Origin of the sequence: Brachyspira pulli (assembly GCF_036997785.1) — a bacterium.
In the GTDB taxonomy this organism is placed as follows: domain Bacteria; phylum Spirochaetota; class Brachyspiria; order Brachyspirales; family Brachyspiraceae; genus Brachyspira; species Brachyspira pulli.
The window spans coordinates 26,480-47,574 of record NZ_JAWLQI010000021.1 but is presented as its reverse complement, the minus strand read 5'-3'; the positions used below and the strand labels follow the sequence as shown (position 1 = coordinate 47,574).

The following is a 21,095-nucleotide window of genomic DNA, read 5'->3' as shown; positions in this document are numbered from 1 at the left end:
AATTTTATTTCTTCGTCTGTTAAATTAAAATCCATATTGTTATTATACAATATATTAAAAAAATTGACAAACTTAAAAATTTTCAGTATATATTGAAAGACCTGATATATTATAACTGATAAAACCTGGTATTATTATGGCTATTGATATTATTATAGATGAAAATTCCATTTATTTTTTTTTAACCTTTGGAGGTGGGACTGTAGCATTAATCATTGGAGTTTTATCAGCTTTCTTTAAACCAGATATTTGTAAATTTACTCCATAATTTTCATTTGATTTATTATTTGACATATTTTACCTCCTTTTTACTCAAATTATATATTAAATACACAATTTTTCAATATATTCATTTATTTTTATTATCTATCTAATTATAGAATAGATGATTACATTATAAAATAATAAAAATTAGGTAATAAAGAATTAAAAATTAAAATAAGTTTTAAAATTCACTATTATTTTTAGTAATAACAAACCACTTATTTTTCATATACTGACACAATTATATTTTTAAATTTCTAATTTTTTTAGATATATTATTAACTTTATAGAAGTCATAAAAATCTAAAAAGTATAGTTTATTTTTTAATAATTAATTTTATATTCAGAATAAAAATTATAAATCAGTGAACTAAAAAATATGAATATACAATATTTTAATTTTTATGATACCGCACGCAGAGTAAAGTCACAAATATAAATTTATTTGCAATTCAAATTTATTTATATTATTAATTTGGCTCACCGTGCGTTGAGTAAAATCTAACAAAAACTTGGGTAGGTGCCTTAATTTGTAATCAGGCTATAAAAATAATAAAAATTAAAATGTGAAAATAAAACAATAAAATATAAAGGGTGGGAATGTAATTAAAGCCAAATAAAAAAGAGTACAGATTTTTTAAGTCCATACTCTTTAATATTCTTTTTAGGAATTATATTTTTATTTTACAACTATGTTTACAAGTTTTCCTTTAACATAAACTACTTTAACAATGTTTTTGCCTTCTGTAAACTGTTTTACTTTATCATTTGATAATGCCTGAGTTTTTGCATCATCTTCACTTATATTAACATCAGCTTCTACCCTATCTCTTATCTTACCATTAACTTGGAATACTAACTCAAAAGTATCATCTTTGCAATACTGCTCATCATGTTCAACCCAGCTTTCTTCAAGTATCATCTTACCAAAGTTCAATATCTGATAAAGTTCTTCTGTAATATGAGGAGCTATAGGATTAAGAAGTATTAAATATCCTCTTATAACTTCTTTAAACATAGCATAATCATCATTGTTAGCTAATTTTATAGTAGACATATCATTCAAAAGCTCCATTAAAGCAGCGATTGCAGTATTAAAGTGGAATCTGTCTTTAATATCTATTGTAACTTTCTTAATAGTTTTATTGTATTTTCTGAATAATTTTTGTCCTTCTTTTGAAAGATTATTATAGTCAAATGATTTACCATTTTTGAATGCTTCTTCATCTTTGTATTTAAGGAATAAGTTCCAAATTCTGTTTAAGAATCTTGCAGAACCTTTAACACCTTCATCAGACCATTCTTTATCTTTTTCAGGAGGAGCAACGAACATAACAAATATTCTAACAGCATCAGCACCGAAAAGTTCTATAATCTCAGCAGGATCAACACCATTGGCTTTTGATTTAGACATCTTTTCCATTTTTACTATTATATCTTCTTTTTTAATACCGTCTTTCTCATACTCTTTATTGTTCATTTGTTCCTGAGTATAGAATTTCTTTAACTCTCTTGATTCATAGCTATTTGCTAAAACCATACCTTGAGTTAAAAGTTTATTGAAAGGCTCATCTCCTTTAACAAGTCCTATATCTCTCATAAACTTATACCAGAATCTTGAATATAAAAGGTGCATACAAGCATGTTCAATACCGCCTATATATTGATCAACTCCAAGCCAAGCATTTGCCATATCAGAATCGAAAGGCTTTTGAGTGTTATGAGCATCTGTATATCTAGCATAATACCAAGAACTGCATGTAAATGTATCCATAGTATCAGTTTCTCTTCTAGCTTTGCCGCCGCATTTAGGACAAGTAGTATTAACGAATGATTCTGATTTTTTAAGAGGGTTATCTCCTACGGTAAATTCTATATCCATAGGAAGTGTTATAGGTAATTCGCTTTCAGGTACTGGAACAACACCGCATTTCTCACAATGTACAAATGGTAAAGGATTGCCCCAATATCTTTGTCTTGATATAAGCCAGTCTCTTAATTTATACTGTATCTGCTGCTTACCAAAACCTTTTTCTGCAGCATACTCTATAGCTCTTTTTATAGCATCTCTTGAAGAAAGTCCATTTAAAATATCTGAATTAACAACTATGCCATCTTCAGTATAAGCCTCAGTCATATTTTCAGCTTTTAAAGAATTATCCGCATTTTGTATAACAACTTTTACAGGAATATTGTATTTTTTAGCAAATTCAAAGTCCCTTTGGTCATGAGCAGGAACAGCCATTACAGCACCGCTACCATACTCAGCTAAAACGAAATTAGCAGCATATAAAGGAGCTTTCTCCCCATTAAATGGATTAACTACATATCTTCCAGTGAATACACCTTCTTTCTCATAATCTGTTTTTTGGTCAATCTTAGCAGACTTTTTAATGAACTCCTCTACAGCACTTCTTTGTTCAGGAGTACACATATCTAAAAGTCCTTCATAATTCCAAGCTATAGCCATATAAGTAACACCATAAATAGTGTCTGGGCGAGTTGTAAATATAGGGAACTCTTTACCGTCATCTAAATTGAAATTGATATAAGCACCTACACTTTTACCAATCCAGTTTTTCTGCATAGCTATAACATTATCAGGCCAATAACCTTCTAATAATTTCAAATCTGCATCTAATTGTTCTGCATAATCAGTAACTTTTATATACCATTGTTCAAGTTTCTTTTTAGTAACTTCTCCGTCACATCTCCAGCAAGTACCTTCAGGAGTAACCTGTTCATTTGCAAGTACTGTATTACAATGATCGCACCAGTTAACATCTCCGCCTTTTCTATATAAAAGACCTTTCTCATACATTTTTAATATGAACCATTGTCCCCATTTATAATAATCAGGCAAACAAGTAGTAACTTCTCTATCCCAATCATAGGAATATCCAAGCAAGTTTAACTGCTCTTTCATATTAGCAATATTTTTCAAAGTCCATTCAGCAGGGTGAGTTTTATGTTCTATAGCAGCATTTTCTGCAGGCATACCGAAAGCGTCCCAGCCCATTGGGTGCAAAATATCATATCCTAACAGTTTATAGTATCTAGCTATAGAGTCAGCTATAGTATAATTAGAAACATGTCCCATATGCATTTTTCCAGATGGATACGGAAACATTTCTAGTACATAATATTTTTTATCTGTAGGTTTAGATACTGTTTTGAAAGACTGATTATCTTTCCAGAATTTCTGCCATTTCTTTTCAATGGTAGTAAAATTATATTCCATGATTAACACTCCGTAGTTTGTTTGATAGATACTATTAATTTTTATTAAAATATTAAAATTTAGTTTACATATTTTTAATGTCAAAAATTATATTGCAAATTCATATATTTTTCAAGTGATAATTAAAAATGGAAATAAATTTATTAATTAAATATTCATATTTTACTTATATACATGTTATGAATTATTAATAAACTACAACTTAAGAGATTTAAAAACTACATTATTTTTATAAATTTAAATTCTATATAAAAATCATAAAATATATAATTATTAACATCTATTAATATTTTCTTTATTATTAATAGATTTTTACTTGTATTTTTCTAATTATTTTATATGATAAAGAAATCATATCAGTTTTTTGATATTTTTTATAATATTTTATTAAATCTTCCATATCTTTTTTAAAAATGATATTTTAATTTACAACAAAAAAATATTTCATAATAATTATTACAATATATTATTTACAAAATACAATATTTTTCATAAACATATACTAAAAAATATTTTTATTTACAAAATAAACACTGGTTATATAATATATATCAATAAAAACTATGGAGAGAATAATATTGAAAAAGATATTGCTGTTATTTATATTGATTATAACTTTATCATCTTGTGCTGCAAAAGTTCATGTAATAGAAGATTCTTTTTACGGACAAAAATTCTATCAAACTGATTATATTTCTATGAGTTATTGGTCAGCTACTGTTAAATTCAGATTAAGAAATATAAGCGGCACCGATGACATTATATTGGAAGCACAGTATATAACAGACGGTTCTTTCAATATTTCCGAAAAAAATAAAATAGTATTAAAATTTGCAGATAATACATTCTTAAATTTATATTACACATCTTTTGTACCAAAAACCGATGTAGAAGTAATATACGGCACTTCTATATATTTTATGGATACTGCTTATGTTGATAGAAGCTACAGTATACAGGCTGAAAACCAAATAAAAAATTTACCAGTTATAACTGATATAAGAGTAGAAACTGCTGACGGATTCAAAAATTTTAAAGTAAAAGAAAGTCAGGCTGAAAATTTAATAAAGCTTTATAATGAAATGAAGACTTTATTATCCAATTAAGCTATATAATTACACTATAATTATACATTAAATATTTTTAATAAAGTTATAGCATTTTAATTCATCATATTATATAATTATTTTTATTATTTAATTATATAAAAATGGAGAGAGATTTATTATGACTTTCACAGATTTAATTATGACATTAAACAAATTCTGGAGTGAGAATAATTGTATTATACAGCAAGGTTATGACTTAGAAGTAGGAGCCGGTACTTTTAACCCTGCAACTGCATTAAGAGCATTGGGGCCAGAACCTTTCAATGTTGCTTATGTAGAACCTTCAAGAAGACCAACTGATGGAAGATATGGAGAAAACCCTAACAGATTACAGCATTACTATCAATACCAAGTTATAATGAAACCATCTCCAGAAAATATTCAGGATTTATATATACAAAGTTTGGAAGCATTAGGAATAAGCTTTAAAGATCATGATATACGTTTCGTACATGATGACTGGGAATCACCAACTCTTGGAGCTTGGGGACTTGGTTGGGAAGTTTGGCTTGACGGTATGGAAATAACTCAGTTTACATATTTCCAAGCTGTCGGAGGAGTAAACTTAAAACCTATAACTGGTGAAATCACTTACGGACTTGAAAGAATATGTATGTACTTACAAAATGTTGATAATGTTTATGATTTGGAATGGGGACATGGTATTAAATACGGCGATGTACATTTACAAAGTGAAAGAGAATTCTCTAAATATAATTTTGAAGTAGCTGATATAGATATGTATTTCAGACATTTTAAAGAATACGAAGAAGAATGCGACAGATGTTTAGCTAATGGATGTGTTCTTCCAGCTTATGATATGGTAATGAAAAGTTCACATGTATTCAATATGCTTGATGCTAGAAATGCAATAAGTGTAACAGAGCGTGCTGGATATATAGCAAGAGTTAGAGAGCTTATGAAAAAAGTTTCTGCTGCTTATATAGAATCAAGAGAAAAAATGGGATATCCATTAATTAAAAAATAAATAAAATCATTATAACTTTTTTTAATAAAAAAGCCCCTGATTATTTTATCAGAGGCTTTTTATTTATTAAAGAAAAATATTAATCAAGATAAGACTTTATTTCATCATAAAATTTTGAAAAAGTTTTATTAATATCATCTTCCCAAGTATTATGAGTAAATATTATATCAGCAGCTTCCCTATATAAAGAATCTCTCTGTTTTGAAAGTTCTAATAATTTATTTTTATCTTTTGCAAGTAATGGTCTTTCTTTAGGGTCTATATTTTGAAGTATTATATCAACACTTCTATCTATAAAAATAGTTAAACCTTTTTCTTTCATAGTTTTTCTGTTTCTTTCAGCTAATACTATACCGCCGCCAGTAGATAAAACCGCATTTTCCAAATCGCTTAATTCTTCCAAAACTTCACTTTCAATATTTCTAAAATAAGTCTCTCCATCATCAGCAAAAATATTTGTAATAGTTCTATTTTCTTTTTTCTCAATGAATGAATCCAAATCATATAATGTATAATTTAATTTTTCTGCTAAAAGTTTTGATAAAGCACTTTTTCCTGATCCTGGCAAACCTATTATAAATATAACTTTATTATTACTCATCATACTGCCCCAAAATAATTAAATTCTCAACACTATTTTCAAATTCTTCAAACTCTTTTTTATACTTTTCAAAATCACCAGTCATATCAATATAAAAATAATATTGCCATTTTCTTTCACTATGCGGACGGCTTACTATAGAAGTTAAATTAAAACTTTTTAATCTGTCAAGAGAATTAGCTAAACTTCCGTTCTCATGAGGAAGCAAGAATCTTATAGTCATTTTGTTTCCAGTTTTTAATGAATTGTCATAATTTGCAACTATTATAAAACGTGTTGTATTACCTTTTATATTCTCTATATTTTCTCTAATCATTTCTAAATCATAAATCTTCCAAGCATTTTTATTTGAAATAGAAGCAATGGTTTTATCATCTCCATTAGCAACTATAAAGGCAGCTTCAGCGGTATTTGATGCTGTAACAGTTTCAAAATTATTTTCTTTTATAAAATTAGAACATTGCTTTAATGCCTGATGATGAGATATAACTTTTTTAACATCTTTTATATCAGTGCCTTTTTTTACCATAAGTCCATATTCTATCGGTAAATAAATCTCACCTACTATTTTGCAATTATAATCAGCAAGAATATCCAAAACTTCATTAACCATACCAGTAGAAGAATTCTCTAAAGGTAAAACTCCATAATAACTTTCACCGCTTCTTATACTTTCAAGTACTTCTTCAAAATGTGCTTTCTTTATAAGTTTAGCATTTTCTCCAAAAAATTTTAAAGCAGCCTCATAACCGTTTCCGCCTTCTCTGCCTTGATAAACTATAGTTTCATCATATTTTATTTTTTCTTTATTATCCAATTTATTATCAGCTTCAGAGCTTTCATCAATCAAATGTTTCTGAAGCTGTTTTGAAGTATACATTATATCATTATAAACAGTTGTTATTAAATTAGATAATTCTTTATTTTCAAGAAGTTCTATTTTTTTGGCAATAACTTCTTTTTCTCTTTTAGGATCGAATATAGGGGCATTATATTTCTTTTTTGTCTCCCCTACCCTAACACTTACTTTCATTCTTTCATCTATTAAATTTACTATTTGTTTATCTATTCTATCAATTTCTTTTCTTAATTCTTGTAATTCTTCAGCTAACATAATAATTCCTTATAAAAATAATATTTCTAATTACAGTAATATAATAATAAAGATTATACTAAATAGATGTAATTTGTAAAGAAATTTATTTTATATATTAAAATAATTCAATTAACAATATATACCTAAACAACTATACTTTGTCATAAATAATTTTTTAAATTTTAAATATATGCAGGGCTTTGCCCTTACGAAGTACACAGCGTGCCGCACCCCACTTCTTTTGCGACTGAAAGGAGTGCCTGTGGTATTGCCACAAAGAAGCAAAAAGGCTACATTTTGGCTTTAATTTAAAAATTATCTTACATGTAAGACAAAATTAGTATGATTTAGTACTAATTCTATCCTTGCACTTTCGCGAAGCGTATCCGAGTTTATCGAGGATATAAGGTTCTTTGACGAAGTCCGCAGAGCGTATGCGGCGGGAAAAAGAACAATAAAAAAATTGACAAAGTTAAAAATTCTTAGTATATAATTATAATTCTTTTATAAAATCTATAACAAAATTATTACACCATACGGCTGAATCAGGATTAAAATTTTCATTATGCAAATCTGTATTTGATAATATTCTTATTCCTATAAATGGTATAGAAAAAGCTTTTGATACTTGTGCAGCAGCTACAGTTTCCATTTCTTCAACAGAAGTATTATATTTATTATGAATCATATTAATTCTTTCTAATTCTCTATTCCATTGATCAGCAGTACCTATAACACCTTCAACCACTTTTCCATTTGTATAATTTACATTTTTAGCAATATTAACTAAATTATTATCGCTTGCAAAAAACATATTAGTTACAGGCTTATCATTCTCATCTTTCAATATTTGAACATCATCAAAGAATATCCAATTATTTTGATCACTGTTTTCTGCTCTTTCTGTTCTGAAAGCACCTATATTAACAATATTAGTTCCCAATACTATATCTCCTGTATGTAATGCTATATCATGACCGCCTGAAGTACCCTGATTAATAATAACAGTAGGCTTATATTTTTCTATTGCTATAGCAGTTGCTGCAGAAGCATTAACTAATCCTATTTCTGTTCTTGACACTATAACTTTATTAGTTCCGTTCTTACCTTCAATAGTTCCAACAAAAAAAGTCCAAGATCCAAATTTTTCTTTTTTCATATCTTTTAAACTTTCTATTATAGTATTAACTTCTATATCCATAGCACCTTGAACTAATATAATATTTTTATAATCATTATCTGTATTAACATCATTAGGTTTAGAACAAGATAAAATAATTATACTCATAATAATTAAAATCAATTTTTTCATTTTTTATTCCTTTTATATATAAAATTAAGAATCGATTATAAAATATAACATCTATAATTTCAATCTACTTTATAATAGATGAAAATTATTAAATGTTAAAGTAAAAATTATATTTTAATATTCAATATAACTTTATTAATTTTTATCAAAATAAAAGGCTTGCTAATATTTAATATTAACAAGCCTTGAATGTTTAAAACTTTTTATATTCAATATTTAATTATTTAGCATTAGAAAACAAATCTTTTATATCTGTTTTTTCCCAAGTGAACTCTGGAAGCTCTCTACCGAAGTGTCCATAAGCTGTAGTTTTTTCATAAATAGGTCTTCTTAAATCGAGCTTTTTAATAATACCAGCTGGAGTTAAATCAATATGCTTAGTAATAATAGCAGCTAATACTTCATCATGTACTTTTGCAGTACCGAAAGTATTAACATATACAGATAAAGGCTCAGGTACACCTATAGCATAAGCAAATTGTACTAAAGCTCTGTCGGCTATACCAGAAGCAACTATATTTTTAGCAACATATCTAGCCATATAACATGCACTTCTGTCTACTTTTGTAGGATCTTTACCTGAGAAAGCTCCGCCTCCATGTGCACCATGTCCGCCGTAACTGTCTACAATGATCTTTCTTCCTGTTAATCCGCAGTCGCCCATAGGTCCTCCTACCACAAATGAACCTGTTGGGTTAATGTAGTATTTAGTGTTTGAATCTAACATATTAGCCGGACATATTTCACTAATAACATGTTTTTTTATGTCAGCTTCTATTTGTTTGTGATCAACACCTGCTGCATGCTGAGTAGAAATAACAACAGCATCTATTCTAGCAGCTTTACCGTCTTTATATTCAACAGTAACCTGACTTTTACCATCTGGTCTTAAATAGTCAACTACTTTGTCCTTTCTAATCTTAGTTAAGCGTTCTGCTAATCTATGAGCTAAATGTATAGTTAAAGGCATAAAAGTTTCAGTTTCATTTATAGCATAACCGAACATTATACCTTGGTCGCCTGCACCTTCAGAAACATTTGATGATTCAGAATTGAATAAACCTTTACCAGCACTAACACCCATATCTATATCTGGAGATTGCTCTGCAATAGCCTCCATAACTGCACAAGTATCAGCATCAAAACCCATTTCGCTGCTTGTGTATCCTATTCGCCTTACGGTATCTCTAGCGATTTTTTGATAATCCAATCTAGCTTTTGTAGTGATTTCACCTGCTATTATTAGCATTCCAGTTTTTGCTAAAGTTTCGCATGCAACTCTAGAATTAGGATCTTGTTTTAAACATTCGTCTAAGACTGCATCGCTTACAGCGTCACAAATCTTATCAGGATGGCCTTCTGTTACCGATTCAGAAGAGAAGTGATAATTCTTTATCTCTGCCATAGTTTTACCTCTTATTAAATATAATCAGCCTATTCTATATTAGTTAACATAAATAGTCAAGAGAATATTTAATAATTATTATGATTTAGTATTAATATTTATTAAACATTATCTTAAAAAGAATTTTATTGTGAATATTAAGTATTTTAAACTATGGTATTATTAAGAATCTTGTGGTAGACAGTACAATACTTAAACATAAACAAATCAAAGCTATTATAATAAACGGCTTATATAACTCATCATATTGAATTAAATTATCATCTAATATAGGCTTTTTTTCTATTCTGTCTATTGTATTATAAACATTATACAAAGCAGATGCATTTCTGGCATTAAAATATTTACCGCCTGTAGTTGCTGCTATATCAATCAAAGATTCTTCATTGAGTGTAAAATCGGCTCTTATTCTTCTTTTACCATAATTAGGATCATCATAAGTTACCCAAGCATGACTTCCATTAGCATCGCCTATACCTATTGTATATATTTTTATATTAAAATTTGACGCTATTTCTGAAGCTAATTTAGGATCAATTTCTCCGGAATTATTTTCTCCGTCTGTAAGAAGTATTATAATCTTTTCATTATCCTCTTTTACACTTCTAAGCATATCCACTGCAGTGGCTATTCCAAGACCTATTGAAGTAGAGCCTTCTTCATCTATTTCTATTTTTTTTATTTCTTCTTCCAATGAAGTATAATCAAATGTAGCAGGAGAAAGAACAGAAGCTCTCAAAGCAAATGAAACTAAACTAATTTTATCAAAATTTCTTTTTTTAATAAAATCTATCATAGTTTTTTTAGAAGCCTCAAGCCTTGTAGGTATCATATCTTCAGCCATCATAGAAGGAGAAACATCTACTACAAGAGAAATATATATACCCTCTCCATTTATATCAGATAAATGTGAAACTTTTGCCGGACGTGCCAAACCTATAATAGAAAAGCAAAGTGCAAGCATTATAAGAAAAAATGGTATATCCTTAACATAGTACCTAGATTTTAATACTTTAGACATACTTACCCTAGGGTGCTTCACTGAGTATGAATGATTCTTTCTAGTTTGAATATACACAAATATTATAATTGGTAAAGTTAACAGCAAGAATAAAAATTTTGGAGATACAAAAGTCATTTACCTATTTTCCTAATCATAATTTTATTATTAAAACATAAATATAATAATTAAAGTAATATTTGATAAATTATTATACTAAAATATATATAAAAGTAAAGTACCGAATTATTTTATAAGTTTATAGCTAAACAACTATACTTTGTCAAAAATAATTTTTTTAAATTTTAAATATCTGCAGGGCTTTGCCCCGCACCCCAGTTCTTTTATTGGTATAAAAGAACCAAAACAACTGCATTTTTGACCTAAAACTAGGGTTTATACCATATTTAATACATATTCTTAAAATATAAAGTTCTAGCAATTGCGTTTTCGCGAAGCGTATCCAAGCCTGTCTAGGATATAGCTACTTTGACGAAGTCCGCAGAGCGTGTGCGGCAAAAAAGTACATAAAATTTATATTAAGTACTTCAGTTGACAAACTTAAAAATTTTCAGTATATACAAAATCATATTACAAACTAATAATATATTTAATCATAAAAACAATTTATCTATTATAGAAACTGATTTTCTAAATCTTTCTTGATAATCTCCATTTATAGAATGATACTTTATATTTAAATTATGAAGTATATCTTTTATTTTATTGCTGTATTTAATTCTATCATTCTTTATTACTTCGCTTCTGTCGCCGTCCTGAACAAAATCAACATCAGGCTCTAAAAATAGTATGGCATCATATTTATTTATATGTATAATAGCCTTGGCAAGTCTTTCATTATAAATAATATTTTCATCTTCCAAGAAATGCATATAAAAGTTTGTTATTATAGCATCAGTATCAATAAATAATATTTTGTTGCTGCTTTCTATTGCTTTTATTTCATTTAATTTATGAGTAAGAAGTATTTCTGTAAAATCTTCTGAAAGCATAAGTAAATCAGTTCCGGATTTTTCAGACAATTCTCTGCCTGCTTCTTCTATATAGTTGGTATTATAATAATTTGCAAGATTAATTGTAAGAGTGGATTTTCCTGTGCTCTCGCTTCCTAATAGTAAAACTTTTTTTGTATAATAAGGCTTTACTATATTAGGCAAATAATCCCAGTATTTATAAACATTTTCTCTAATTTTTGAAGAACTTATTTCATTTCTCTCTATAAATATTAACTCTGAATCTTTATAATATCTTGTATAAAAAGAATCTTTATTTTTATAATCATCTCCGCAAAATACAGCATCGATTTTTTCACCTATAGCATTTTTTATTTTTATAGAATCTTCTTCCCAAAAATCTTCTGTATATTCTTCTTTTGTATTTGCATTATCTTCTATAAATATAATTTTCACATTTCCAATATGCTTTGTTAATTGATAAATCCAACGGTATCTTATTTTTTTATCAATTTCGTTTCTATTATTTCCAATACATAAAATTATATAAAGCTTTTTACATTGATTAGCAGCCTCTATTATGCATCTTACATGCCCAAGATGAAGCGGATTAAAAGAACCTGCATACATTCCAACATTATACATAAAAACTCCAACAATAATTAACTAATGTTTTTAGATGATTCCTTGTACCATTTTATAAACATAAACAAAGCATTAACTAAATAAACACTCCACATAAGCAAAGTAGCTATATTATCGCCGCCGCTTGAGAAATTAATATACCATATAGAAATATTTAAAATGTTTACTAATATCCACATTATCCATTGTTCTGTGCATCTCTTTACACATAGTATCTGAGCAGTTACAGCAAATACAGTACTTGCACTATCAACAAATGGAAGCGAACCGCCTAATTTTTTTAATATAAGTCCGTAAATAAATATTGATATAAAAGATAAAGCAAATATTATTATTTTAAATTTATTATTTAATTTTGTTTTTATTACTTCTTGGCTTTCACTATTTATATTTCTGCTCCATAATACAAAACCAACTATATTCATAGGTATATAATAAAATACATTGAGCATAAACTCACCATAATATTTTGCATTAAAAGCTATAATAGAATAAAGAATAGTATTGACCATTCCAAATATATATGAAGATAATTTTCCTTTACCAGTAAGTATAACGCATAGTATACCGCTTATAGATGACACTATACCTATAATATTTTCTTTCCAATAAATAGAAAGCGACAATATTATACCGCTTGCTAATATTATCCATAATATTTCTATTAATTTCCAATTTTGAAGTTCATTTTGTATAAATTTTTTCATAATTAATAAAAATTAAATTATATTATCTAAACTTAAAGAAGGATAATTCTTTTACTATATCCTCTGCCATTTTTGAAGTTTTAGCACTAGCCTCTGAAGCTTCTTTTGATAACTCTTCATTCTTTATCATTATTTCATTAATAATACCTATATCATTATTAATATTATTAATACGTTCTGTTTCATCTTGTGAAGAAGCAGATATCTCCAAAAGAATATTAGAAGTAGAAACAGAAGTTTTTGCTATCATATCTAAAGTTTTAGAAGCTCTTGCAACAGAATCACTTCCATTGTTAATCTTTTTAACAGCATCTTCTACTATAACAGTAATATCTTTTGTAGCCTGTGATACTGTAGTAGCAAGTTTTCTTATCTCACTGGCAACTACAGCAAAACCTCTGCCCTGCTCTCCTGCACGAGCAGCCTCTACAGCAGCATTCAATGCAAGTATATTAGTTTGTAATGCAATAGATTCTATAGATTTTGTTATCTCAAATATCTTTTTACTAGATGCTTGTATTTCATTCATATTACTTTCTATTTCAGAAATAGTATGTACTCCTGTTTCTGTTGTATTTTCCATTTTATCCATAGAATCTTTAGAAGAAGCAATACTTAAAGATGATAAATTAATAGCAGTTGATATATCCTTTAAAGCTTCATCAAGTTTTTCCAAGTTAACAGCCTGTACATAAGCTCTTTCCAAAAGCTTTTCACTTGAATTGGATATTTCCACACCAACATTATTAATATCTTCTATAGCTTTTTTAATTTTAAATACCAATTTACCAATTTTAGCTTCCATATTATCTATGGCTCTTGCTAAATCACCAGCTCTATTTCCTTTAGCTAATATCTTTTTATCTATTCTATAAGAAAAATTACCTTCCGCCATATTATCAATAGCAGTTATAGCCATATTCAAATAATTTGAAAGAGGAAGCAATACAATAGAAGTTAAAAATACTCCCATAATTAATAAGAATATAACTGTTAATACAAATATTAATGTTATCTTACCAAGTATAGAATTATATCTATCCAAACTGCCTTTTACAGCCAAAGCCCAATTAGCACCATTCACTTTTCTTACGCAAAACCAATTATTATTTTTTATAACTACAGGAGAATTATTATTAGTTATATATTGTGCAGCATCTTCAAAAATTTCATCACTATTAAATAAAGTAACTCCATCTTTAAGTACATAATTAGGATCGCTATGTCTCATATAATAACCATCAAGAGTAACTAAAAATATATTATTACTGCTTACATTTTTATAAGAATCTGTAAAACCAATACTTGAAAAATCTATACCAAGCACGCCTTTTAATTTTCCATTTGTATAAACAGCCTTAGAAAAAGTAACAAGAAGTTTTTGTGTATTAAAATCAATATAAGGTTCTGTTATATATATACCATTAGTAGTTAAAGCACCTTTATACCATACTCTTGAAGTTTGATCATAGTTAGTAGGATATTGATGCGTAACACTTAAAAATAAACCGCCTGCATAAAATGGAGTTTGATTACCATAAAGAATATCAAAAAAATCTAATCTCTTACTATAAACATTTGTCATAGATAAGCCCATTTCATAAGGAGTCAAATCTGATTTAGCATAAGAATCCAAAATATTTAATACTAAACCTATATTAGAAATTTCTCTCTCTATAGAATAATCTATAGAATCTATATCCATCTTCAATACTTCTAAATAGTTAGTCTTATATATATTTCTAAAAATCATAAATACTATTATAGCTGATATAATGATAAATAAAGAGTATGGAATAATTAATTTTAAAAGAAGTCTCACATTATTTTTCATATTACCTATTACTCCTTAGCCTTAAACTTAAAGAAAGAAAGTTCTTCTACTATATCATTAACTATCTTTGATGCTTTTACACTAGATTCAGCACTTTCATTAGCAAACTTAGTATTGCTTTTTGTTATATCATTAATTTTAGCAACTATATTATTAATATTATTAATTCCAGATTTCTTATCATTAGACATTCTATAAACTTCTGATAAAGAATTTGAAGATTCCAAAGAAGATGATTCTATACTTGTAAGCACTTCAGAAGATTTACTTACAAATTCACTTCCATGCTCTATTTTAGAAACAGCACCTTCTACAATTTGAGTTATATTATCAGCAGAATTAGTTACTGTTTGTGCAAGAGAACGAACTTCTGTAGCAACAACAGCAAATCCCCTTCCTTGATCTCCTGCTCTTGCAGCTTCAACTGCAGCATTAAGAGCAAGTATATTAGTTTGAGATGCTATAGATTGTATTGTTTCTATAATATGAGAAATTTTATTACTTGATTCAGTTATTTCATTCATATTATTTTCTATTTCATTAATCATCTTAACGCCGACTTTTGTATTTTCAAATGACTCATCACTCATAGATTTAGCATCATCTGTTTTTTTAGATTCATATTCTATAGAAGAAGATATTGAATTAATAGCATTTACCAAATTAGATAAAGCATTGGACTGTTCATTTGCTTTGTTTGACAATTCAACACTGACATTCGCTATTGCTTCGCCATTTTTATTAACTTCTTCAACTCCCATTTTTATTCTATACATTGTCTTACCAAGATTTCTCTGCATTTTTTCTAATACCCCAGAGAGTTTTTTTGTAACTGTACTGTTCATTTTACTTTCTTTAATTCTCAAAGTAAAATTTCCGGTAGACATATTTTCCAAACAAGTTATAACATCATCTAATCTGTCTGAAAGAGGTATTATAGATATAGAAACTATTATTAATTCTCCAAACACAAATAATATACCAAAACCTATAAGGAATAATATTAAATATCTTATGCTGCTGTAATATGAGGAAGCATCTCCTTTAACTGATATATACCAAGGAGCATTATTAATTTTAGCAACAGTATACCAATACTTTCCTTTAATATATATATTGTTATTATCCATATTATTTCTATATGAAGAAAATAATTCATCAGAAAATAGAAGTCTATCATTATTTAATATATAATCTTCTTCATCATGTGTAATATATAAACCTTCTTTTGTAACAACATTAATACTTTCATTATTCTTTTCAGATATAAGCATATTCATATTATCAAAATCTATGCCGAAATATCCAGCCAATCTATTATTAATCTTTATTTTATTAATGAATGTTATTACCAATTTATCAGTTGTAAAATCAAGATAAGGCTCTGTCATATATAAATCTAAAGAAGATTTTGATGCATTAACATACCATTCTCTAGTAGTCTGATCATAATTTGCAGAATATGTTATTCTTGAACTGATAAAAGTACCGCCTCTGCTATACGGAACAGTATTGCAGTAAAATACATCAAAATAATTTCCAAATTGTCTTACATTAGTGATAGTAGTAGCTATGTTGGGAGTATTAATACCAAGTTCAGCATAGGAACTCAAAAAACTAAGAGAGTTTACTATATCATCTACTTTACCCTCTACATCTTTTTTAACAGTGTTTACATCTACTAAAACTTTATTGAAATAAAAATCTCTATTAATAGGAATAAATATTGATACTAATATAATTCCTAATATTGCAATAAAAACGATATATGGTATTGTGAAACTCAATATAAGTCTTATTCTATTTTTCATAATAATTTCCAAAATATTTTATATATAGGATATAAAATTTATTAAAAATTTCAAGTTAATAAATGTAAAAAAACTTAACTATATATAGAAAAGTATATTACATTATGATTATTTTTATATTTTTTTATAAAAATAATACAAATAATTATTGACAAATTATTAATTAGTGATATTATATTGTTTATAATAGTTCTTTGAAAGGGGATGCTCCGGCTTCGACTGCGATGGTTGGAACGTATTTTGCATAGTCGTGCTAGGTGTATGCACGTTAATATCATACCAAAGAATAAGTGCAGACGAATATGCACTCGCAGCTTAATTGAAGTTGCCGCTGATTAAGTGATTTGTCTATGGGTTACTTTTTCGGTGCCAAACCACATAGAACTTGTATTAGGTGCCGTATGAGCCTAATATTACGTACACTCATGCTAGTCTTATAGTTTTTCTGCTTGTCTTCTACCTATAAGGCGAAACTTCCGAAGATAAGATATGCTATGTAGACGAATATGGTACGCTTCGTAGGACGCGGGTTCGAGTCCCGCCATCTCCACATATTCATTCCCTTTCTTTTCCTATTTTTTAATCTCTTAAATAAAATTTCTTTTTAATCAATGTTTATACTGAAAATTTTTAAGTTTGTCATTTTTTTTATTCAACTTTTTCCCGTTGCAAAAAGTGCAATTACATAATTAGTACTAAATCATACTAAAATTGTTTTATATGTAAGATAGGTTATTAATTTAAGCTAAAATATAGTCCTTCGCCGAAGGTGGGCTGTGCCTGCTTCTTTGGGCCACCAAAAGAAGTGGGGTGTTGCGTAAGCACGCAGAGCGGTGGGCAAAGCCCTGCAAATATTTAAAATTCAAAAAAATTATTTCTGGCAAAGTATATTTGTTTAGGTATATACCAATTATTAAATTATATAAGGAAGAAAATATTATTTAGGCATAGAAACGCCGTAATGTATATTAACCCAAGCAACACCCAAAAAATTATTCCAGCTTCCATCTCCCGGATCTGAAGGAACATTAGGTAAATATAAATCTGTAGGTTTTGAAGCAGTAAATGGATTTGCCGTTACAGCATTTGCGGAAGTACCTAAATATTCAACATTTTTTATGGAAGTACAATTATTAAAGCATGAATCCCTTATTATTGTTATTCCATTAGGTATTTGAATACTTGTTAATGAAGTACATCCGCTTAAAAAATCTGCAATAATTTCCTGCATATTAGGAAGCAATATAGTTATTAATGAAGTAATATCATTTAATTTAAAAGTATGATCAGTATTTAAATTACATCCTGATAAGTCTAATATTATATCTTTTTCATTTTGAACAACTGTTTTTATATTATCAAAAATTGTAGATGAATTATCTATATGCCCTGTTACAACTATAATATTTTTACCAGCTATTCCTTTATTATTTTCTAATGCCGTTCTTATTTCTTCTTCAGTAGAATTTGCCCCTACAGTATATAAATTATTATTATTTATATTGTCTATTGTACCGCATTCATATTGTATATTTGGAGAAGTTATTTTGTATTTACAAGAAAGCAAAATGAAAAAAATGAATAATAATATTATAGCTTTTTTCATTTATATGTTTTTTCCTTATTATTTTGGCATAGTCTTACCATAATGTATAGTTTGTTTGCTCCAATCATAATTCAAGAAATTAGTCCAACTTCCGTCTTTTGGATCAGCAGCAACATTAGGAAGGTATAAGTTTACAGGAGTAGTATTTTCAGTATATCCATCAAATACCCCTCCTCGTTGTACGGTTATAGCAGAAGGATTATTTCCTAAATATTCCACATCTTTTAATGATGTACAATCACCAAAAGTATAATGATACATATTAACTAATGAACTAGGCAAACTGATTTTCTCTAATGATTTACATTTAACAAATGCTGCCGGCAATATTATAGATAATTTAGATGGCAAATTTATTTCTTTTAATGCATAACAATCACCAAATGAGTTGTTTTTTATGGTAGTAACTGTTTCAGGAAGTACAGCCTTAGTTAAACTAGAACTGTTAAGAAATAAATTAGATTCTAATATTCTTAATTTTGTTTGGCTTAAATCAGCAACTTGTAAACTCAAACAGCTTTGAAAAGCTCCAGCTTTAATTTCTGTTATAGAAGATGGAAAGTTGATTTCTCTTAAACTTGAACAATCCCTAAATGCATATTCTCCTATAACTGTTATGGTATTAGGCAATGTAACTTTATTTAAATTTCTATTTCCATTAAATGCATTATCTGCTAATTCTGTAATTGTTGTTCTGCTTAAATCAAGATATACTCCGTCTTTTGTATATGTTTCTTTTTTTATTATAGTATTTATCGTTTCTAATGTTTTATTATTATCAATGTTTTCTTTTGTATCTTCTAAAAATATTGCATAAGAACCTTTGTCTTCAAAATATTTCTGCATTTTAGCTTCTATATCAGCTTCAGTAGTATCTGCTTTTACAATGTAGTCAGTAACATTTTCAATAGGTGTTTCTATTGGATTATTTGCTGATGGATTTGTTGAAGAATTATTACAAGAATATACAAATGCTATTAAGACTATAAATATAATATTATTTATCATTTTTTTCATATTATTTACCTCCGATCAATACACTATAATCAAGCGTTTTTTAGTATATTAAATTTAAAATTACAAAAAATCAAGTAGAAATAAAAATTATTTTACTCCTTTATTTATACCATAATTATTTTTTATAATATAAAATCTTAGTATTTATATAACAAATATTATATTTTAGGCACCTTAAATCTTAATCCAGCCAAAACTTCATGATAGCCTTGTGCTTTTGTATCTATCAAATATCTATATCCAATATCTATTGACATATAAGGAAGCACATTGAATGCCATTCCGCCGCTAAATCCGAAAACCAATGTACTTAAAGAATTTTGTAATTTTACCCCATTTAATTCTTCAGGTATTCCTGTGTTTATTCTTCCGCCTATTGAAAGACCTAAATATATTGTAAAAGGTGCATATTTAGTGAGCAATGTCTGTTTATAAACTTCATCTGTTAATTTCTCTTTAGTTAATAAAAAGTTTATATCAAAATATACAGAACCTAATAATGTATGCATCTGTAAATTATCAGACATACTTACTAATTTTCTTCCAAGATACTCAAATTCAAATCTTACAGGAGATGATTTATTTATAGTAGGTATGCTGTATCCTAATGCAAAACCTCCTCCCATATAATTAAAATATCCTTTTTCCCCATTATCTTTATTATAAGCATATGATCCGTCATGAGCAAATGCTGCTTTAGGAGTTATATATAAACCTTCCGGAATTATTGAAAACAGCTTTTGAGTGCTATGAAATAAAAATATAAACATAAATATTATTATATAACTTTTTTTCATTAGTCAACTCCTAAAAATTTAGCCTTACAGATGCTACAACATCATGACTTAATTGAGAACTTGTATTAAGAAGCAATCTGTATCCTAAATCAACACTAACTATTTCAGTTATATGAAATGCTAAACCGCCTCCGAAACCATAAACAAATTGTGTTTTATTATAGTATTTACTTGTTTTAAATAAACCTAAATATTCATAATTCATACAAGTAATATATCTATTCAATTCTCCGCCTAATATAAATCCGGCATATACTGACATAATAGGTCTTTTTCCGCCGTTTAATTCACTTCTTACAGAATCCGGATTATCATAATTGACATATAAGAAATTAAAATCATAATAAGCACCAACTAAAAATGTATGTGACTGTACAGTTTTTATATCTCCAGTATAAGCATTTCCAGGTAATGCATTTCTATATAGATATTCAAATTCTACTCTTACAGTGCTATACTTATGAAATATATCAAAGTTATAACCTACAGCAAGTCCTCCGCCAGCATACATATTCAAAGTATTTTTAGTATTGCCTTGTATCTTTAATCCGGAATCTCCTACATTGAATATAAATTTAGGTGCCAAATAAGCTCCTATATCAATAGGCATAAGTATGCTGCTGAAACATACAAGAATAACAAAAACAAATAATAACTTCTTTATATTAAACTTCATAATGATTCCTCA

17 protein-coding genes and 1 other RNA gene are annotated in these 21,095 nt (G+C 27.7%); 3 read left to right on the top strand and 15 right to left on the bottom strand.

Features of this window, described 5'->3' with window-relative positions:
• Window positions 1-171 precede the first annotated feature (171 nt).
• Together R4K56_RS06505 and leuS are read right to left on the bottom strand one after the other, a co-directional pair.
• Window positions 172-294 (bottom strand): hypothetical protein, encoded by a 123-nt coding sequence (locus R4K56_RS06505; protein WP_335772167.1) that lies wholly within the window; start codon window positions 292-294, stop codon window positions 172-174.
• A gap of 649 nt (window positions 295-943) precedes the next feature.
• Entirely contained in the window at window positions 944-3,505 is a 2,562-nt protein-coding gene (leuS, locus tag R4K56_RS06500) for a leucine--tRNA ligase (RefSeq protein WP_335772168.1), read from the bottom strand.
• Between the two features lie 578 nt (window positions 3,506-4,083).
• Between leuS and R4K56_RS06495 the strand changes: the two genes are divergently transcribed.
• Together R4K56_RS06495 and R4K56_RS06490 are read left to right on the top strand one after the other, a co-directional pair.
• Complete coding sequence (locus R4K56_RS06495) at window positions 4,084-4,611, top strand: hypothetical protein (protein WP_335772169.1); 528 nt, start codon at window positions 4,084-4,086, stop codon at window positions 4,609-4,611.
• 121 nt (window positions 4,612-4,732) lie between these two features.
• Window positions 4,733-5,602, top strand: coding sequence for a glycine--tRNA ligase subunit alpha (locus tag R4K56_RS06490; RefSeq protein WP_335758395.1), 870 nt, complete (start codon window positions 4,733-4,735; stop codon window positions 5,600-5,602).
• 79 nt (window positions 5,603-5,681) lie between these two features.
• On the opposite strand, the gene R4K56_RS06485 is transcribed toward R4K56_RS06490, so the two are convergent.
• From R4K56_RS06485 to R4K56_RS06445, 9 genes are all read right to left on the bottom strand, one after another.
• Entirely contained in the window at window positions 5,682-6,206 is a 525-nt protein-coding gene (locus R4K56_RS06485) for a shikimate kinase (protein ID WP_418233755.1), read from the bottom strand.
• Window positions 6,196-7,317, bottom strand: coding sequence for a chorismate mutase (locus R4K56_RS06480; protein ID WP_335772171.1), 1,122 nt, complete (start codon window positions 7,315-7,317; stop codon window positions 6,196-6,198). Before R4K56_RS06480 ends, R4K56_RS06485 begins: the two co-directional genes overlap by 11 nt.
• Before the next feature lie 475 nt (window positions 7,318-7,792).
• On the bottom strand, window positions 7,793-8,611 hold the full coding sequence (locus R4K56_RS06475) for a 5'-methylthioadenosine/S-adenosylhomocysteine nucleosidase (RefSeq protein ID WP_335772172.1): 819 nt from the start codon (window positions 8,609-8,611) through the stop codon (window positions 7,793-7,795).
• Between the two features lie 220 nt (window positions 8,612-8,831).
• Complete coding sequence (metK, locus tag R4K56_RS06470; protein WP_335772173.1) at window positions 8,832-10,016, bottom strand: methionine adenosyltransferase; 1,185 nt, start codon at window positions 10,014-10,016, stop codon at window positions 8,832-8,834.
• Between the two features lie 151 nt (window positions 10,017-10,167).
• Window positions 10,168-11,154 carry a vWA domain-containing protein gene (locus tag R4K56_RS06465; protein WP_335772174.1) on the bottom strand — a complete coding sequence of 329 codons (987 nt, stop codon included), beginning with the start codon at window positions 11,152-11,154 and terminating at the stop codon, window positions 10,168-10,170.
• A 476-nt stretch (window positions 11,155-11,630) separates the two neighbouring features.
• Window positions 11,631-12,635 (bottom strand): AAA family ATPase, encoded by a 1,005-nt coding sequence (locus tag R4K56_RS06460; protein WP_335772175.1) that lies wholly within the window; start codon window positions 12,633-12,635, stop codon window positions 11,631-11,633.
• 17 nt (window positions 12,636-12,652) lie between these two features.
• Window positions 12,653-13,342: a nicotinamide riboside transporter PnuC gene (pnuC, locus tag R4K56_RS06455; protein ID WP_335772176.1), complete on the bottom strand. Its 690-nt coding sequence runs from the start codon at window positions 13,340-13,342 to the stop codon at window positions 12,653-12,655.
• A gap of 22 nt (window positions 13,343-13,364) precedes the next feature.
• Window positions 13,365-15,176, bottom strand: coding sequence for a methyl-accepting chemotaxis protein (locus R4K56_RS06450; protein ID WP_335772177.1), 1,812 nt, complete (start codon window positions 15,174-15,176; stop codon window positions 13,365-13,367).
• 8 nt (window positions 15,177-15,184) lie between these two features.
• Window positions 15,185-16,987 (bottom strand): methyl-accepting chemotaxis protein, encoded by a 1,803-nt coding sequence (locus tag R4K56_RS06445; RefSeq protein ID WP_335772178.1) that lies wholly within the window; start codon window positions 16,985-16,987, stop codon window positions 15,185-15,187.
• 200 nt (window positions 16,988-17,187) lie between these two features.
• Between R4K56_RS06445 and ssrA the strand changes: the two genes are divergently transcribed.
• Window positions 17,188-17,540: a transfer-messenger RNA gene (gene ssrA / locus R4K56_RS06440) on the top strand.
• 384 nt (window positions 17,541-17,924) lie between these two features.
• On the opposite strand, the gene R4K56_RS06435 is transcribed toward ssrA, so the two are convergent.
• The 4 genes from R4K56_RS06435 to R4K56_RS06420 all read right to left on the bottom strand — a co-directional run bounded on the left by R4K56_RS06435 (window position 17,925) and on the right by R4K56_RS06420 (window position 21,083).
• A complete protein-coding gene (locus R4K56_RS06435; protein WP_335772179.1) occupies window positions 17,925-18,593 on the bottom strand; it encodes a leucine-rich repeat protein in 669 nt (222 codons plus the stop codon).
• Window positions 18,594-18,611: 18 nt separating this feature from the next.
• Window positions 18,612-19,610: a leucine-rich repeat domain-containing protein gene (locus R4K56_RS06430; protein WP_335772180.1), complete on the bottom strand. Its 999-nt coding sequence runs from the start codon at window positions 19,608-19,610 to the stop codon at window positions 18,612-18,614.
• Between the two features lie 158 nt (window positions 19,611-19,768).
• A complete protein-coding gene (locus tag R4K56_RS06425; protein ID WP_335772181.1) occupies window positions 19,769-20,407 on the bottom strand; it encodes an invasin in 639 nt (212 codons plus the stop codon).
• Window positions 20,408-20,417: 10 nt separating this feature from the next.
• Window positions 20,418-21,083, bottom strand: coding sequence for an outer membrane protein (locus R4K56_RS06420; protein WP_335769808.1), 666 nt, complete (start codon window positions 21,081-21,083; stop codon window positions 20,418-20,420).
• Between the last annotated feature and the right edge of the window lie 12 nt (window positions 21,084-21,095).

Coding starts and splice junctions, on each gene's coding strand:
- leuS (WP_335772168.1), bottom strand. CDS start 3,505: ATGGAATATAATTTTACTACCATTGAAAAGAAATGGCAGAAATTCTGG.
- R4K56_RS06425 (WP_335772181.1), bottom strand. CDS start 20,407: ATGAAAAAAAGTTATATAATAATATTTATGTTTATATTTTTATTTCAT.
- R4K56_RS06435 (WP_335772179.1), bottom strand. CDS start 18,593: ATGAAAAAAGCTATAATATTATTATTCATTTTTTTCATTTTGCTTTCT.
- R4K56_RS06475 (WP_335772172.1), bottom strand. CDS start 8,611: ATGAAAAAATTGATTTTAATTATTATGAGTATAATTATTTTATCTTGT.
- metK (WP_335772173.1), bottom strand. CDS start 10,016: ATGGCAGAGATAAAGAATTATCACTTCTCTTCTGAATCGGTAACAGAA.
- pnuC (WP_335772176.1), bottom strand. CDS start 13,342: ATGAAAAAATTTATACAAAATGAACTTCAAAATTGGAAATTAATAGAA.
- R4K56_RS06460 (WP_335772175.1), bottom strand. CDS start 12,635: ATGTATAATGTTGGAATGTATGCAGGTTCTTTTAATCCGCTTCATCTT.
- R4K56_RS06445 (WP_335772178.1), bottom strand. CDS start 16,987: ATGAAAAATAGAATAAGACTTATATTGAGTTTCACAATACCATATATC.
- R4K56_RS06420 (WP_335769808.1), bottom strand. CDS start 21,083: ATGAAGTTTAATATAAAGAAGTTATTATTTGTTTTTGTTATTCTTGTA.
- R4K56_RS06485 (WP_418233755.1), bottom strand. CDS start 6,206: ATGATGAGTAATAATAAAGTTATATTTATAATAGGTTTGCCAGGATCA.
- R4K56_RS06465 (WP_335772174.1), bottom strand. CDS start 11,154: ATGACTTTTGTATCTCCAAAATTTTTATTCTTGCTGTTAACTTTACCA.
- R4K56_RS06450 (WP_335772177.1), bottom strand. CDS start 15,176: ATGAAAAATAATGTGAGACTTCTTTTAAAATTAATTATTCCATACTCT.
- R4K56_RS06480 (WP_335772171.1), bottom strand. CDS start 7,317: ATGTTAGCTGAAGAATTACAAGAATTAAGAAAAGAAATTGATAGAATA.
- R4K56_RS06505 (WP_335772167.1), bottom strand. CDS start 294: ATGTCAAATAATAAATCAAATGAAAATTATGGAGTAAATTTACAAATA.
- R4K56_RS06430 (WP_335772180.1), bottom strand. CDS start 19,610: ATGAAAAAAATGATAAATAATATTATATTTATAGTCTTAATAGCATTT.
- R4K56_RS06490 (WP_335758395.1), top strand. CDS start 4,733: ATGACTTTCACAGATTTAATTATGACATTAAACAAATTCTGGAGTGAG.